The 14,645-nt window shown below is 38.0% G+C and carries 15 protein-coding genes; 10 read left to right on the top strand and 5 right to left on the bottom strand.

Going from position 1 to position 14,645, the window contains the following annotated elements; translation table 11 throughout:
* Nucleotides 1-58: 58 nt before the first annotated feature.
* From RCG21_RS19255 to RCG21_RS19215, 9 genes are all read left to right on the top strand, one after another.
* Nucleotides 59-730 (top strand): DUF975 family protein, encoded by a 672-nt coding sequence (locus tag RCG21_RS19255; RefSeq protein WP_308913622.1) that lies wholly within the window; start codon nucleotides 59-61, stop codon nucleotides 728-730.
* 166 nt (nucleotides 731-896) lie between these two features.
* A complete protein-coding gene (locus RCG21_RS19250) occupies nucleotides 897-1,898 on the top strand; it encodes a macro domain-containing protein (protein ID WP_308913621.1) in 1,002 nt (333 codons plus the stop codon).
* A 350-nt stretch (nucleotides 1,899-2,248) separates the two neighbouring features.
* Nucleotides 2,249-2,641 carry a vWA domain-containing protein gene (locus RCG21_RS19245; RefSeq protein WP_308913620.1) on the top strand — a complete coding sequence of 131 codons (393 nt, stop codon included), beginning with the start codon at nucleotides 2,249-2,251 and terminating at the stop codon, nucleotides 2,639-2,641.
* 3 nt (nucleotides 2,642-2,644) lie between these two features.
* Nucleotides 2,645-2,899, top strand: a complete 255-nt coding sequence (locus RCG21_RS19240) for a hypothetical protein (protein ID WP_235824815.1) — start codon at nucleotides 2,645-2,647, stop codon at nucleotides 2,897-2,899.
* Nucleotides 2,900-3,083: 184 nt separating this feature from the next.
* Nucleotides 3,084-4,430: a cation:proton antiporter gene (locus tag RCG21_RS19235; RefSeq protein ID WP_133335361.1), complete on the top strand. Its 1,347-nt coding sequence runs from the start codon at nucleotides 3,084-3,086 to the stop codon at nucleotides 4,428-4,430.
* A 162-nt stretch (nucleotides 4,431-4,592) separates the two neighbouring features.
* On the top strand, nucleotides 4,593-5,330 hold the full coding sequence (locus RCG21_RS19230; protein ID WP_133335363.1) for a DUF2161 domain-containing phosphodiesterase: 738 nt from the start codon (nucleotides 4,593-4,595) through the stop codon (nucleotides 5,328-5,330).
* A 188-nt stretch (nucleotides 5,331-5,518) separates the two neighbouring features.
* On the top strand, nucleotides 5,519-5,698 hold the full coding sequence (locus tag RCG21_RS19225) for a hypothetical protein (RefSeq protein ID WP_133335365.1): 180 nt from the start codon (nucleotides 5,519-5,521) through the stop codon (nucleotides 5,696-5,698).
* A gap of 24 nt (nucleotides 5,699-5,722) precedes the next feature.
* Nucleotides 5,723-5,872, top strand: a complete 150-nt coding sequence (locus tag RCG21_RS19220; RefSeq protein ID WP_165976277.1) for a hypothetical protein — start codon at nucleotides 5,723-5,725, stop codon at nucleotides 5,870-5,872.
* Between the two features lie 187 nt (nucleotides 5,873-6,059).
* Complete coding sequence (locus RCG21_RS19215; RefSeq protein ID WP_165976278.1) at nucleotides 6,060-6,209, top strand: hypothetical protein; 150 nt, start codon at nucleotides 6,060-6,062, stop codon at nucleotides 6,207-6,209.
* Nucleotides 6,210-6,263: 54 nt separating this feature from the next.
* Here RCG21_RS19215 and RCG21_RS19210 read toward each other — a convergent pair whose 3' ends face one another.
* Nucleotides 6,264-9,590: a trifunctional glycoside hydrolase family 18/polysaccharide deacetylase/glycosyltransferase family 2 protein gene (locus RCG21_RS19210; RefSeq protein ID WP_308914281.1), complete on the bottom strand. Its 3,327-nt coding sequence runs from the start codon at nucleotides 9,588-9,590 to the stop codon at nucleotides 6,264-6,266.
* 695 nt (nucleotides 9,591-10,285) lie between these two features.
* On the opposite strand from RCG21_RS19210, the gene RCG21_RS19205 reads away from it, so the two are divergent.
* Nucleotides 10,286-11,005, top strand: coding sequence for a hypothetical protein (locus tag RCG21_RS19205; protein WP_308913619.1), 720 nt, complete (start codon nucleotides 10,286-10,288; stop codon nucleotides 11,003-11,005).
* A 102-nt stretch (nucleotides 11,006-11,107) separates the two neighbouring features.
* Here RCG21_RS19205 and RCG21_RS19200 read toward each other — a convergent pair whose 3' ends face one another.
* The 4 genes from RCG21_RS19200 to RCG21_RS19185 all read right to left on the bottom strand — a co-directional run bounded on the left by RCG21_RS19200 (nucleotide 11,108) and on the right by RCG21_RS19185 (nucleotide 14,319).
* Nucleotides 11,108-11,248 (bottom strand): hypothetical protein, encoded by a 141-nt coding sequence (locus tag RCG21_RS19200; RefSeq protein ID WP_308913618.1) that lies wholly within the window; start codon nucleotides 11,246-11,248, stop codon nucleotides 11,108-11,110.
* A gap of 237 nt (nucleotides 11,249-11,485) precedes the next feature.
* Nucleotides 11,486-12,379: a permease-like cell division protein FtsX gene (gene ftsX, locus RCG21_RS19195; RefSeq protein WP_308913617.1), complete on the bottom strand. Its 894-nt coding sequence runs from the start codon at nucleotides 12,377-12,379 to the stop codon at nucleotides 11,486-11,488.
* A complete protein-coding gene (gene ftsE / locus RCG21_RS19190) occupies nucleotides 12,376-13,056 on the bottom strand; it encodes a cell division ATP-binding protein FtsE (RefSeq protein WP_308913616.1) in 681 nt (226 codons plus the stop codon). Before ftsE ends, ftsX begins: the two co-directional genes overlap by 4 nt.
* 30 nt (nucleotides 13,057-13,086) lie before the next feature.
* Nucleotides 13,087-14,319 carry a glucosaminidase domain-containing protein gene (locus tag RCG21_RS19185; RefSeq protein WP_308913615.1) on the bottom strand — a complete coding sequence of 411 codons (1,233 nt, stop codon included), beginning with the start codon at nucleotides 14,317-14,319 and terminating at the stop codon, nucleotides 13,087-13,089.
* Nucleotides 14,320-14,645: the final 326 nt, after the last annotated feature.

Genomic DNA, 14,645 nt, shown 5'->3' with positions numbered 1-14,645 from the left:
CTTACCATTTATTGCTTATGATTATTTGCAAATTATGAGAGAAAAGGAGTACAGAAAATTGAATTTAAGCATTTCAGAAATCAAAAGACAGGCAAAACTATCTTTAAAAGGAAAATGGGGATTAGGTGTTTTATTAACGTTCGTACTATTCCTTCTCAATTTTTTATTACCTACACTGGTTGAAATGATGATGTGCGGCGGCCCTGCTGAATGGATTAAGCAAGAGGATACATCGCCAGGAGGAAGTTTTGTAAGTACCCTCATTACAATTGCGCTCATTCCTTTTACGGTTGGTGTGTATTGGTTTTATTTGTCATTGGTAAGACTAAAAAATCCGGAAATTTCTTATGCTTTTTCGATCTATAAGGATGGAAAAACATCCTTTAAAATGATCGGTGTATCTATTTTACAAGGTCTATTTGTATTTTTGTGGTCCTTATTACTGTTTATTCCCGGTATCATTAAAAGTATTGCTTATTCTCAAACCTATTACTTATTACGAGACCACCCAGAATATTCGGTGCTGGAGGCGATCACAGAGAGCAGAAGAAGAATGAACGGGTACAAGTGGAAATATTTCTTATTGGGACTAAGTTTTATTGGCTGGGGGATTCTTTGTTTGTTCACATTGGGAATTGGGTTCTTGTGGTTGGTTCCCTATGTCTCAACAGCAATGGCTGCATTTTATAATGAAATAATTGATATTCAGGACAAAGACATAGAATATTAAGTATTCATCATATCCTAACATCCAAGAGTGGCTGAAAAGTCATTCTTTTTTCATGCAAAAAAATCGATGGAATCAAGAAGTATGAGGTGTTCTATTTTAAAATTCCTTTCATTCTCTAGGATTGTTAGAATAGAAAAAAGATCTCTTATTGGAAAGGAAATAAATTATGCCATTAGAGATTGTTCGCCAGGATATAACAAAGATGAAGGTTGACGCGATTGTGAATGCTGCCAATATAGCGCTGAAAATGGGCGGAGGTGTAAGTGGCGCTATATTTCGTGCGGCAGGTGCAAGGGAGTTACAAGAGGCTTGTGATAAAATTGGGGATTGCAAGGTAGGGGAAGCTGTTATTACTGGGGGATTCCAACTGGATGCAAACTATATCATTCACACACCCGGTCCCATTTGGCAAGGCGGAATACACCAAGAAGCAGCTCTATTAAAGGCATCCTACTCTCATTCCTTGGAGCTGGCCAAAAAGTATCAATGTGAATCAATTGCCTTTCCGTTAATTTCAACGGGCATCTATGGATATCCGAAAGAGGAAGCCTTGGAAATTGCCGTTTCCACGATCAGTTCATTTTTATTCCATCATGATTTACTCGTATATCTCGTTGTTTTTGACAAAAACTCTTTTGGTTTAAGCAAGAAGTTATTTACCTCTATTCATCAATATATTGACAAACACTATGTAGAGGAAGTCGAAAAAGCGTTTCAACGGACCAGAGAAGAACCATACCTATTCGAACAACGGCAAGAAATCGAAAATCTTCAGCAGGAAGTCTATAAAGAAGCAGAGGAATCATTACTAAACCTATTGAATCAACTCGAAGAATCTTTTTCCGAACGGTTGCTTCGATTAATCGATGAAAAAAGAATGACAGATGTTGAGACCTATAAAAGGGCAAATCTAGACCGGCGGTTATTCTCAAAAATTCGGAATGCTGTAGATTATACTCCCAAAAAGAAAACGGCCGTTGCATTTGCCATTGCATTGCAACTGGATTTTAAGGAAACGATTGATCTGTTATCTGCAGCTGGTTATACTTTGTCACGCAGCAGTAAATTTGATGTCATTATTGAATTCTTTATCCATCAAGCGAATTTCAATATTCATGAAATCAATGAAGCTTTATTTGCCTTTGACCAACCCATACTCGGTGCTTAAAATGTCGCTTTTAAAGCGACCCAGGCTGTCGAAATCTTTCGAAAGCCTTTATTTTATTTGCTCTCTTTAATAATTCACTGTGTTAATTTATTGTAATATTATTAGTGTTTGGTCTTTGCAACAAGTCTGCTGATTTCCGCTCCAGGACCTCCCCGCGGAAAGCGAGTGACCGGAGCGAAATCAACAGGTACTTTAGCAGGGACAATCAATAATTTAGCATTTTAGATTTGACAAAGTAAAAAATTGCCGAGAAAATTACTTTTCTCAACAATCTGTGTCGCTTTTAAAGAGACCATCTCTGATTGGATTATTGTTATCCTTTGATTATCAAAGAACGGAGGATGATCAGGATGAAAAAGGATTTAACGGAGTTAGTGTTTATTTTAGATAAAAGCGGCTCCATGGCAGGACTTGAGGCTGATACGATAGGCGGTTATAATGCGATGCTGAAGAAACAACTAAAGGCGGAAGGGGAAGCTGTTGTTACGACTGTATTATTTGATCATGATATTGAATTATTGCATGACCGGATTCATGTGAAAGGCATCTCTCCGATTACCGATGAAGATTATGAAGTGGGTGGTACGACGGCACTATTAGATGCCATCGGTTTAACGATTCAAAAAATCGTGAAGGTGCAAAAGAAAACAATGGAAGAGGAACGGGCTGAAAAGGTACTGTTTGTGATTACCACAGATGGCATGGAAAATGCCAGCAGGGAGTTCTCTAGAGAGAAAATTTAAAAAATGGTGCAGCATCAAAAAGAGAAATATGATTGGGAATTCCTGTTCCTCGGTGCCAATATTGATGCCATCTCTACTGCGGCTCAATTTGGAATCCAAGAGGACTTTGCAGTTGATTATCATGTGGATGAGGTAGGAACACAACTGAATTATGAAGCGGTAAATGAAGCCGTGAGCAACCTTCGAAGTGGCAAAAAGCTTGATCGAAGCTGGAAAAAAGGAATTGAAAGAGACTTTAACGGGCGTACAAAAAAATAATTGGAAAGGAAGACCCCTTTGGCTTCATCTAAATTTCATTTGTCGTAATCGCTATGGGGTCCTATGTCCATAACAATAAATCGACATGTCCAAAATAGTTTGGAATGTCTAAACAATTGCCCTCCACAAACTTGTACGACTCAGCATAGGTTATGTTGTGTACTAAATTTAGGGAGGGTTTAGATTGTTTGATTTTAGTTCTATAGAACTTAGTCACTTTTTATTGGCCACTGCCATCTTGTTAGCATTCGCCCATTTACTGGGCTTTATTGCAGAGCGGTTAATGATTCCCCGCGTGATTGGTGAAGTGGCAGCGGGAATTATCTTGGGTCCTACATTGCTTGGCTACTTTTATCCCCATGCTTTTTCTTGGCTGTTTGCCGGGTTTCCACAGGAAGACCGTATGTTTGGGCTTATGTACCAAATTGGTCTGACACTACTTATGTTCTGCTCCGGGTTAAAATTCCACACTAAATTTAAAAAAGGTGATGGAAAAATTACATCTGTTATTATTCTTGCATCGACCATTCTACCATTTGCACTTGGTTGGTTAGCATCTTATTTAATTGATTTTGGTCAGTTTTTAGGTCCAGCCAATAGTGTATTCTCCATCAAGATAGTCGTGGCCATTTCGATTGCTGTAACATCCATACCTGTTATCTCCAAAATTTTCAATGACCTGGGAATCATGCACTCAAGATTTGCGAAGCTTGTGATCGCCATTGCGGGTGTTCATGATACATTACTTTGGGTGGCTCTAGGAATCGCTACAGCGGTTGCGGGGCATGGGGGACCTGTTACGGCTGGAGCTGTTTTAAAAAGTGTAGGGATTACTGTAGGGTTTATTCTTGTTACTATATTTGTTCTCCGGTTTTTGTTTAAAAACTTAACGATTCGAAACGGGAATTTTTTATTTAGAGCCTCTCATGTAGGATATTTTTTATTTATCATGTTTGTTGTCTCTTCGGTTGCAGGGTATTTGAATATCGATACGATTTTCGGTGCTCTTTTAGCTGGAATAGGCGCAAAAATGGCTTTACCACCCACATTGTTCAAACGATTAGAGCAGTCCGTCTTGCATATTTCATTTTCATGGTTTATCCCCGTTTACTTTGCTGTGGTAGGACTTAAATTAGATTTAGCGAAACATTTTGATTTAGTATTCTTTATTCAATATTTGCTATTTGCGACACTTGCACAATCGATCATTGTATTCCTTGCTTGTAAACTGATACGTCAGGATCGGATTACAAGTTTGAACTTTGCAATGGCCATGAATGCAAGGGGAGGTCCAGGAATTGTTCTTTCAACCGTTGCCTTTTCGGCAGGGATTATTAATCAAGATTTCTTTGCCATTCTCGTAATGCTAGCGCTCATCACCTCATGGCTTGCAGGTTCTTGGCTCCGTTTCGTCTTAAATAAAGGGTGGAGGTTAATGCCAGGGGATGAGGATATCGTTCCTGAAAAAATTAATAACGATAGTGATATTATTCATCTGCAACAACAAATTAAACGCGAAAAATTGGAGTAATTATTGTTTGTATATACAAAGTAGATTGTGCCTCAAAAAAATACAAAAGAAGGTAGAAAAATCTATGAGGGTGGTTCTATCTTCTTTTACATAAACGATTTTGGTTTCTTATTTTTCAATGTTAGAATAATAGGTATAGAAAATAGAAATGGTGACTACATAATGAATGAAGGTAAGAAATTACAAGAAAAAGATTTATATAAACCCATTCAAAAATATTTTTCCCGAGAAGGTTATGATGTCTACGGTGAAGTCAAAGACTGTGATATGGTTGCCGTGAAAGGGGAGGAGCTTGCGATTATTGAATTAAAGCTCACGTTAAGTGTTGATTTACTCATCCAAGCAGCAAAACGCCAGCGCATAACAAATCAGGTTTATGTAGCAATCCCCAAACCCAAATATCGATTAAACTCAAGGCGTTGGGCAGATAAATGTCATTTTATCCGCAGACTTGAGTTAGGTCTTATTGTTGTTTCTCCTTCAGGAAAAGGCTTAAAAGCGGACCTGATTTTTCACCCATCACCATTTCATTCAAAAAAGAGCCGGGGGAAAAGCAAGGGGAAGCGGGCGGCAATTTTGAAAGAAATAAGCGGACGAAGTGCTGACTTTAATATCGGTGGTAGTAATCGGACTAAAATTATGACCGCCTATAAAGAAAATTGTATTCAAATTGCCTGTTTCCTGCGTGAGTCTGGTCCCTTATCTCCAAAGGCACTCCTCCAAATGGGGTCTGGAGATAAAACCTCCTCCATCTTAACAAAAAATTATTATGGCTGGTTTGATCGTATAAAAAGGGGCACCTATTGCCTTAGTGATCAGGGAGCAAAGGACATATTGGAATACCCGGAATTACTAGATTACTATTTAAAAAACATGATAAAAGACGATGAGAGTACCTGAATTATTGGTTTATTTTTTCAAATGTACTTTTGGGCTTTTATTCGCCAATCTTACCTTTAATAATTCCATAACAATTCTTTGGGCTTGTTTATCCAAAAGACAAATTTTAGGCACTAAAATCAAATCTCCTTATATAAGAAAATAAAATTACAAATATAGAGGAAAATAGAAATTGGAGGTGAAATATAGTGCCGGAGAATCAACCAAAAGTAAACATACCTTTTTCACCAGAGGTTATTGCGGTGATGAAAGATGATCCCGTTTTTCCTCAACTTGGACATCAAAGCTTTCCGGAAAAATCGAAACAAACAACTGAATTAGGGAACAAAATTTCAGAAGATCAGGGTTCACCTAATTATCCTGAATGATCGAAGCTAGTTAGGGGGTAAAAAATGGACAATAATGATAAAGTTCAAGATCATATCCAACAACCATTAATGTCAACTGGTACCACGGAGCCTGGGTTTGAAAGGGATACTAATAAGTCTAAACAGGAGACTAAACCTAAAATTGGCGAGACAATTGTGGGAGATAAGGAATAGATTGTAATATATCTGGTGACCTACCAAGCAAAGCGACGCAGCCAAAAAACTTTTGGCTGTTTTTTTCATGTGTGGATTTTAGTCTGAACTTTTTGGACAAAAAAAGGCGGTTTTCATTCGCCCCTTTTTAAGTGATTCAATGTAAAATTATACGTTTCATGAATATTCTATAGGGAGCTAAGGCGAAATGAAGCTTATTTTACCGAGAGGTGTGATGGGGATGGGGAAAAGTTCAAATAACAACAAGAAACAAAATAGCAATAGCAATAGCAATAATAAAAACAAAAGCAATAGTTCGAAAAATAGTAACCAAAAGAATAATAAAAAAAATAAATGATTCATTTGAAAGAAGGTCCTCCCCAAAATAGGGAGGACCTTCTCATAAATTACATTACATATTCTCTTCAATTTTCGCCATATAAGCATCCTGGGTGACATTCCCATTGCGCTTTAATTTATTCCATCCAACGGTAACACCTTTTATTGCCGCGAAAATCGATTTGATCACGACATACGTCATCAGCTGCTTGTACAAGATGCGTTGCAGAAACAAGGAAGCCAATGGTTTCGAGCTTTCTTTTTCCAATCTGAATGCGTATAGAGACGTAGCGAAATCCAGTACATAAAACAGGATAAACCCAATGGAGGCTCTGCCTGGGTGCTCGCCAAAAAGGGCGAGAATGAACAAGAAATCCGCAATCGGCGAGATCGTTTGATAAAGATATTGGAATATCCACATGTTTGGCAGGCCGATATATCCTAATGATGGATGCTTTAAATTAAATAAAGCCCCTCGATGTTTCCATAGGCATTGCAGGGTCCCATAAACCCAACGGTAACGCTGTTTTGCCAAGCTTTTAAGATCCTCCGGAACCTCAGTATAGGCGTAGGCCTTTTCTTCAAATTCAATCTTTTTCCCTTGGCGTAAAAGGGTGAGCGTGATATCGGTATCCTCTGCCAGTGTATCTTCTTGAAAGTATCCCGCTTCTTCCACCGCTGTTTTTCTCCATGCCCCGATTGCACCTGGTACAACCGTAATGCAATTGAGCGCAGCGAAGGCTCTTCTTTCCAGGTTAAAGCCGGTCACATATTCGATATGCTGCCAATTTGTAAGGAGATTTCCCTTATTACCTACCTTTACATTACCTGAAACAGCCGCAACCTTTTCGTTTTTAAAATGGTTCACAAGCAAGGAGATGGCGTTTTCGGCAATGAGTGTATCTGCATCAAGTGCCACTACGATTTCTCCTATTGCTTCTTTAAAACCAAGATTCACGGCGGAGGATTTTCCGCCATTGCTTTTTTTAATTAATCGAACCCGAGGATGGTTAGCAAACGCTTTTTGAACCACACCAGCGGTATCATCCTTTGATCCATCGTCGATGACCAGCACCTCAAATGCAGGATAGTCACTCGATAAAATTGAGTCAATCGTTTTGCAAATGACTTTTTCCTCGTTATAGGCCGCAATCACGACACTTGTAAAAGGGGTAAAGCCAGGATCTACCTCCGTTTTTTTATACCGTTTTACCTGTCTGTTGGAAAGGAAAACAAAGAGCAGCAGACGTAAAATTCCTAAAACGATTGCGGAAAAGAAAAGCACGTTTAATCCTGAACGCCAGCCTTGTACGAGCACAAATATCGCTCGATCATAGACAAAATAAGGTCGGTCTGCATCTGCAAGCGGCATGATCTGATGATGATCTTTTCCAATAAGATCTGAAATGGTAGTAAAGGTATAACCCTGTTGTTTAAGTTCTTTTATCAAGATCGGCAATGCCTTTACTGTATGGGAGCGGTCACCACCGGCATCGTGCATCAAGATAATATTCCCTTCCGGCAGTTGATCCAAGACCTGCTTTACAATCTCTTTACTTGAAGGTCTTTGCCAATCTTCCGAATCAATGGCTTCACCGACCATGGTATAACCCATTTCCTGCGCACGCCATATCGGCAGCAGTTCTTCCCTTGTGCTCGGTTCCGCATCGGCGACATAGGGCGGGCGGAAAAGATTCATCGAATGCCCGGTAATTTCCTGAAACAGTCGCTGATTTGCATTGAGCTCAACTTTGGTTTGTGTTGATGTCGTGGAGGCAACATTTGGATGTGTAAAGGTATGGCTGCCGATTTCATGGCCCTCATTATACATCCTTTTCACCAGTTCCGGGTGTTGCAAGGCATTTTGGCCAACGATAAAGAAGGCCGCTTTTATATGATTCTTTTTCAGAATGTCCAATATTTCTGGTGTATATTTTGGATCCGGTCCATCATCGAAGGTCAGGACCACTTTCTTCCGTTCCACATTACCAGAACGAACCACTTCAAAAGGCATTGGTAATTTTGTATAGGATTCATTTTGAATCCAACCCTGTGAATCAGTTTGAATCGTTCTTTTTCCACTTTGTGCTGGAGAAGCAATTTTCAAAATCTCTCCATCACCTGTATAGTGAACGGGGTCAGGACTGACCAGGGTTTCTAGTGTCTTGGAAGGATTAGCCATTTCCTTTGGTTTATTGATGTACTTCCAGATTGATGGATCTTCAGAACCGAGGCGCCAAACCGCAATTCCTTTTGAGCCGCTATTCAGTGCGGTTTTCATTTGATTATAAAAGGTCGCACCATCTAAAAACCAAACAATATGGTTTTTTCCCTCTATTTTGTAACGGAAAAAGGGGTTGCCTGCTTGTTTATTCCAAAAAATTTGCAGGTTGGTGCCGATTCCGAGATTCATGATATCCCCGAATGTCATGGTTTCAGCTGGCCATTTAGCATTTTCCTCCCAATCGTAACCAAAGCTTCCGAGACTTACAATTAATTTTTCAGAAGGGATTGGGAGCTGGTTTAAACTCTCTTTTACCCAATCCGTTTGAGCAACAGGTCCAGGTTTACTCGTAGAGTTGTGCTGGTCATAAAGCATGACAAACATCCGGTCAACTTTAGCGGCTAATGAGGCATAGTCAAAACTATTGTTCATTGGCGGAACATCCATTGTGAACATGAGATCATGTTGATGAAAAGCTTTCGAAGTTTTATCGATAAAAACAGTTAAATTCGCTTTGTCCTTTTGCTGGACGCCTTCAAAATCTATATTGATCCCGTCAAAGTGATTGGTTCTTACATACGCTAACAAATTGTTTATCAAACGCTCTTCAGCCCCAGGTGTCGTAAATAACCGATGGAGAGTTTCTCCATCCCATTTATTGTTGGTGTAATTATTCACTAATGGGAGAACCTTTATTTGGTGTTTTTTTGCCTCGGCCTTTATAGACGAGTCTGTACTTGTCTTTAAGGTGAGGTCAGAATTGAGCTGAAGCCACTCTGGGATGATGGTTGTCATGGAATGGATGTGCTTATTGAAAGACGCTTTGCTGTTTTCATCCCAGTTGACGTAAAAGCCATATACTTCTTGTTTGCTTGATTGATGAATCCCTTGGTTATTCTTTTTTTGAATAAGCGGTGAAGGATTCGTTTTCTGAAACTGTGCGGCTAACTGTTCTTCACTTAAGGGTTGATTAATAGGAACAATTCCGCTCGTTTCAGCTGTTTTACTCAATTGCAGTTCTGGAAACATTGGATCTGTATAAAGGCTATCTATAAAAATCATTGAAACTAATAGGATGAATACACTAAAGCCTGTCGTCATTCGAATGATAATCGACCAGCGTCTTTTAGCAGGATCAAGAAAAACGTGTTCTTGGTCTCGCTCATTTTTTTTCAGTCCTAAATTGTAGAACCAATGGAAGAAAAAGAAGCAAGAAAGTCCGATTAAACCTCCAAAAATCCCAGTTGTAATGGATTGGGTAAGCTGTATTTTTGTTTTAAGGGTGGAGGTTAGCCAGTCATTCATAAATCTTTCCATGGCCTCTAAATTTAGGAACGGTAAGTGACGAACCATCGGAATAAAAATGGTAATCAAGGTTCCAAAGAATAAAGCAATAATATTAAGACGGAAAATGAGGGAAAAGGCAAGCATTAATGGAATTCTAGCACTATATAAAGGTATAAAACCCAAGAAAAATCCAAGTGTACTCGCCACCGCACCGCCACTTCCCGTTACAGGCGCAAACAACGATCGAACCATCCACCTAAAAATTCGATTCATAAAACTCCTCCTTTGTTGGGTGACAGGCACCGTTCGTGGACTTTTTGATGAAATTGTCCGTATGCAGTGGACAGTGTTTTTTCGACAAAAAATGACTACCAACAGAAGGTTAGGATGGCGGTGTAGGATTATGGGGGTAGGGTAGAAGGTTTTCATTTTTTGATGGTTAAGGACTATGTTTTTGGGTTTAATTACCTTGAAGAATAGAGATAAAATAAGTAAATATGACTATATCGAATACCCCCAGAAACTCTTTGAATTGGTCGAATTTTGTAAGGCTATTGCGCGTAAAAAGATAAGAGGAGAACCAAATGAATAAACTGACTAAAGGAGCACTCACGATGGTGTTAGTGGGATCGGTTACGTTTTCTGTCACTAATGCCTTGTTTGGAGATACTATAAAACAAATCACGCAAGGAAAAGATGTAACAGAGCCTGAGAACCAAAAAATTACGGACCAAATGGACAATGTCGAAAAAACTGGGAAGAATCAACCACAAAAAACAGCAAATAATGTGAACCAAGCGGAAAAAACGGTGAAAGTACAAAAAACGATGGCTGTTGGGAATCTAGTAGATAAAGCGGTGACCGTTGCAACACAAGAAACTGTAAATGACAAAAATGTGAGGACTCTAACAGCAAAAACTCAAACAGGAAAAACGACTGTAAAAGACGTAAAAATCACAGCTTCACATCCTAGTACTGCCCCAAAAACGGTTGTAACGAATGCAAAGAAGAGTGATAAGGTTGTAGCACCAATTCCAAAGAATAATACAACCACTAGAACAACCTCAACGACCACTCATTCAGCAGCCCCTGCGACTCATCCTACTGCTTCGGGTCAAAATTCTACTGCAACAGGGTCAACAGGGAAGGGGGCATCAAATACGAAGCCAGTGGCCAACACTGCTCCAAAGCCCTCAACAACTAAGACTGCGACAACCAATCATGGACAACAGGTTTCACAAGCAGCAAAAGAAAAAGCTGCGATCCGTCAGGCTACCAATGAAAATAATGGAAAGAACAAGTAAAGGATCACCGAGAAGGCGATCCTTTTTTTCAACTCTTTATTTAAATGAGTCTATTTTCCTTAAATTCTTGCATTTTAATATTTTACACATTTAAATATCATATCAACATTTTTCTTTGTATTTTCCATGATCTTTTTGCGGAATTCTTTTGCTATTTTTGAAGGCTTCCATCATTCCTGATGCTTCAATTTTAATCTCTCGAGGACCTACCGGTTCATTCAAGAGAAAAATATATTGTCTCATGTTGTAATCACCCTTCGAACAGTAAATTTGTATAAAGTATATCGTATAATGTAATCGTTTACAATTGTTTTCTATCAGGTTACAGTTTTTAACAAATAGGTGAAACGGAAATTAGGAAACAGAATGGCAGGGAAAGACAAAAAAAAGTGCCAAAGACCAGAATTTATGATCTATGACACTTTTTTATCCAAGTGTATCTTTAATTAGTGTAGAAGGTTTATTCGTTCGATCCAAAAATCAAACCTTTAAAATTCGTCTTAATGATGAAGTAGCTCCCATCATTCCGATGAAAACCCCAAAAAGAAGCAGAAACAAACATGAAATCGGAATGAGGGGGAGAGGAGAGAGCAACTCAATAAAGTCCAAATCGATATATCTACTAAAATAAAGATAAACAAAATAGTATCCTGTCAGGATGAGAATGCTTGCAATGATTGCTCCTAGCAATCCAATGAAAGAACCTTCGATAAAAAAAGGAAGACGAATAAATCCGTTTGTAGCTCCAATCAATTTCCTAAGCTGAATTTCTTCTTTTCTCGCCAATACCGTAATTTGAATTGTGTTCGTTACTGAATGAACAGCAGCAAGGGTGAGACAAATAATAAAGATGGTCCCAGCCAATCGGGCAATTTTTGTAGAGGTAACCAGGGGACCAACCACGTTTTTAGCATACGCTACTTTATCCACAAGCGCTAATTTTTCTACTTTTTTGGCAACACCTGCTACATCTTTTGGCTGTTCGGTTTTAATCACCAATTCATCATTTAATGGATTATCGTTTTTTAATGTTTGAAAAGCTGCGCCCTCATCTCCTAAATTTTTCATAAAGCTTTGAAGGCCTTCATGTTTAGAAATGAACGTAACAGACGTAACATGATCATACGTTTGAATTGTACTAGTGAGAATTTTTACGTCCTCGGAATCAATTTCCTTTAAATAGGCGTGTATTTCTACATTTTTCTCTACTTTTGTTGTCATGTGGTTTAAGTTGACCAACAGTAAGAAGGTAATCCCGATGAGGAAAATCATTAAAGTTAAAGAACTGACCGAAGCAACCGTCATCCAGCCATTCCTTTTAAAATTATTCATTCCTTCTCTAATATGTCGATTCAAGTAGGATCCTTTTTTCAACTTGTTCGCACCTTCCTTTGATGATCACGAAGAATGCTTCCATTTTCGATTAAAATAACCCGTTTCGTGGTATGTTCTACAAACTCTTTATTATGAGTGGTCATAAGGATCGTTGTCCCGAGTTTGTTGATATCTTCAAAAACCTTCATGATTTCCCATGCCGTTTTACTATCTAAATTTCCAGTCGGTTCATCCGCGATAATCAATTTTGGGCGGTTCACTATTGCTCTGGCGATAGCAACCCGTTGCTGCTCTCCACCGGATAATTCCTTTGGAAAAGCATTAACTTTCGATTCAAGGCCTACCATTTTTAGAGCATGAAAGACATTGTCACGAATCAAGTTTATCGGTACTCCAATCGTTTCTTGGGCAAAAGCGACATTCTCATAAACAGTCATTTTTGATAACAAACGAAAGTCTTGAAAAACCATCCCAATCGATCTTCTTAACTGCGGAATTCTCTTCTCTTTTATCGTTGATACTTTTATTCCGTTAACGAATAGCTCACCGCTCGTTAATTTTTCTTCTCGTGTAATCAGTTTATTAAGGGTCGATTTTCCTGCACCACTCTCACCAATCATCAAGATGAATTCACCACTTGAGATCTGCAGGTTAATGTTTTTTAATGCATGCACTCCATTGGGATAGATTTTTGTTACTTCTTGAAACTGAATCAATTTACTCAAACCCCTTTTCAGAAGGTGATGTTAATCATTAAATTCATCTAACTTCCATAAATCATACTGGTAGATTATTTTAAGCAGTTTATTTGCATACTCCGGGTCAGTCGCATATCCTGCGTCGTGTATGCCATGGGCGTAATCTACAATATTGGTAGCATCTTTTAAATATTTTTGATACCTAGGAGTTAATAATAGATTTGCATGATCTAGCATACTATCATAATAGGTTTTATATTTGGCAAATTCGGCTATGACCACGATTTTTTCACCTTTTACATATTCCGTTGTTTCTACTTTGACCGAACCTGCTGTGCCTGTTCCTTTTATTCCAAATAGGTTTTTGGCTTTATAGGCGAGTCCGGATAGACCATTATAACGACCCGAACTTTCCAGAATGATTTGACCCAAAGTAATTGAAGCCGGAACACCTGTCACTTGTTCAAGCTTTTGGGAATCTGGAACGAAGGGAGCGATAATCGAATTGATCTTTACCACATTTTCTTTATTTTCACTGCCATTATGATTGATTAGGTCTAGAATTTCTTTTCCTTTTTTCTGTAACAATTCAAGGGCGATCGTTTTTTCCTGTTCTTCTTTTTCTAATTGTTTTTTCTTCTTTTCAAGAAACTTAGATAATTTTTCTTTTTCCTTTTTGTTTTTCTCTTGTCCTGCTTTTATTTCTTCTAATTCTGCTTTTTCTTCCATCGTTGACTTTTGTAAGGATTGAACTTTACCTTTGATACTCGCAACCTTGTTTTGGTTTGCGATGTATTCTTCAATAAATTCCTTATCTTTGTTTACAATTTTATCATAAGCAAAAAAATGGTCGATAAATTCTCCAAAACTATTAACAGATAGAACTACATTTAGAAATGATATTTCACCATCTGTTCGATAATACGCAGCAACTCTGTCCTTAAATTCTTGTTTTCTATTATTAAGTAAGGTTGTAATTCTCTTTTCCTCTTTATTTAAACGGTTCATTTTCCCTTGAATTTTTTTTAATTCATTTTCTTTTTTTTGAATTTTTTCCTTTGATGTGGTGATTTGTTGATCAAGGGCTTTTATTTTTTCTGCAGTTGCTTCCATTTCTTCTTGGACTAGAACTTTTTGTTGTTTAATCGCTGTTAAGTCATCTTGGATTTGTTTTTGTGAATCCGTTGGAGGTTTAGAGTCAATGCTTTTTGCATTGGCCGCAATCGGAGCTGTCATGAATGTAAGAAAGCAAGCAGATAACAAAATCATCTTTTTATCCATAGTTCAGTTCCTGCCTTTAAGTTTAATAGAATCATTACTTATCAGATAAAAATTATAGATACAATTCGTATGTATTTGTACTGTATTTATCTTCCTTTTTGATATTAACAGAACTAGGAATAAAATACCATGTAGAAATTGTAACGCTTTATAGACAATATTGTTTCATTTTTGAGGTGATTCCTAAGTTGTATCTTAAAAATTTAATTTCAAGCGTAAAATTTCTTAAAAAATGAGAAAAACCCCTGGATCGATATTCACAGGGATTCTTTTCAATAGAAGAATTATTCTTTATAAACAATCATTATCCTAAAAAAAGAAACATC

Origin of the sequence: Bacillus salipaludis, from assembly GCF_030938565.1 — a bacterium.
Lineage (GTDB): Bacteria > Bacillota > Bacilli > Bacillales > Cytobacillaceae > Neobacillus > Neobacillus salipaludis_A.
Note: the sequence above shows the minus strand (reverse complement) of the source record. Positions and strands in the feature narration are given on the sequence as shown.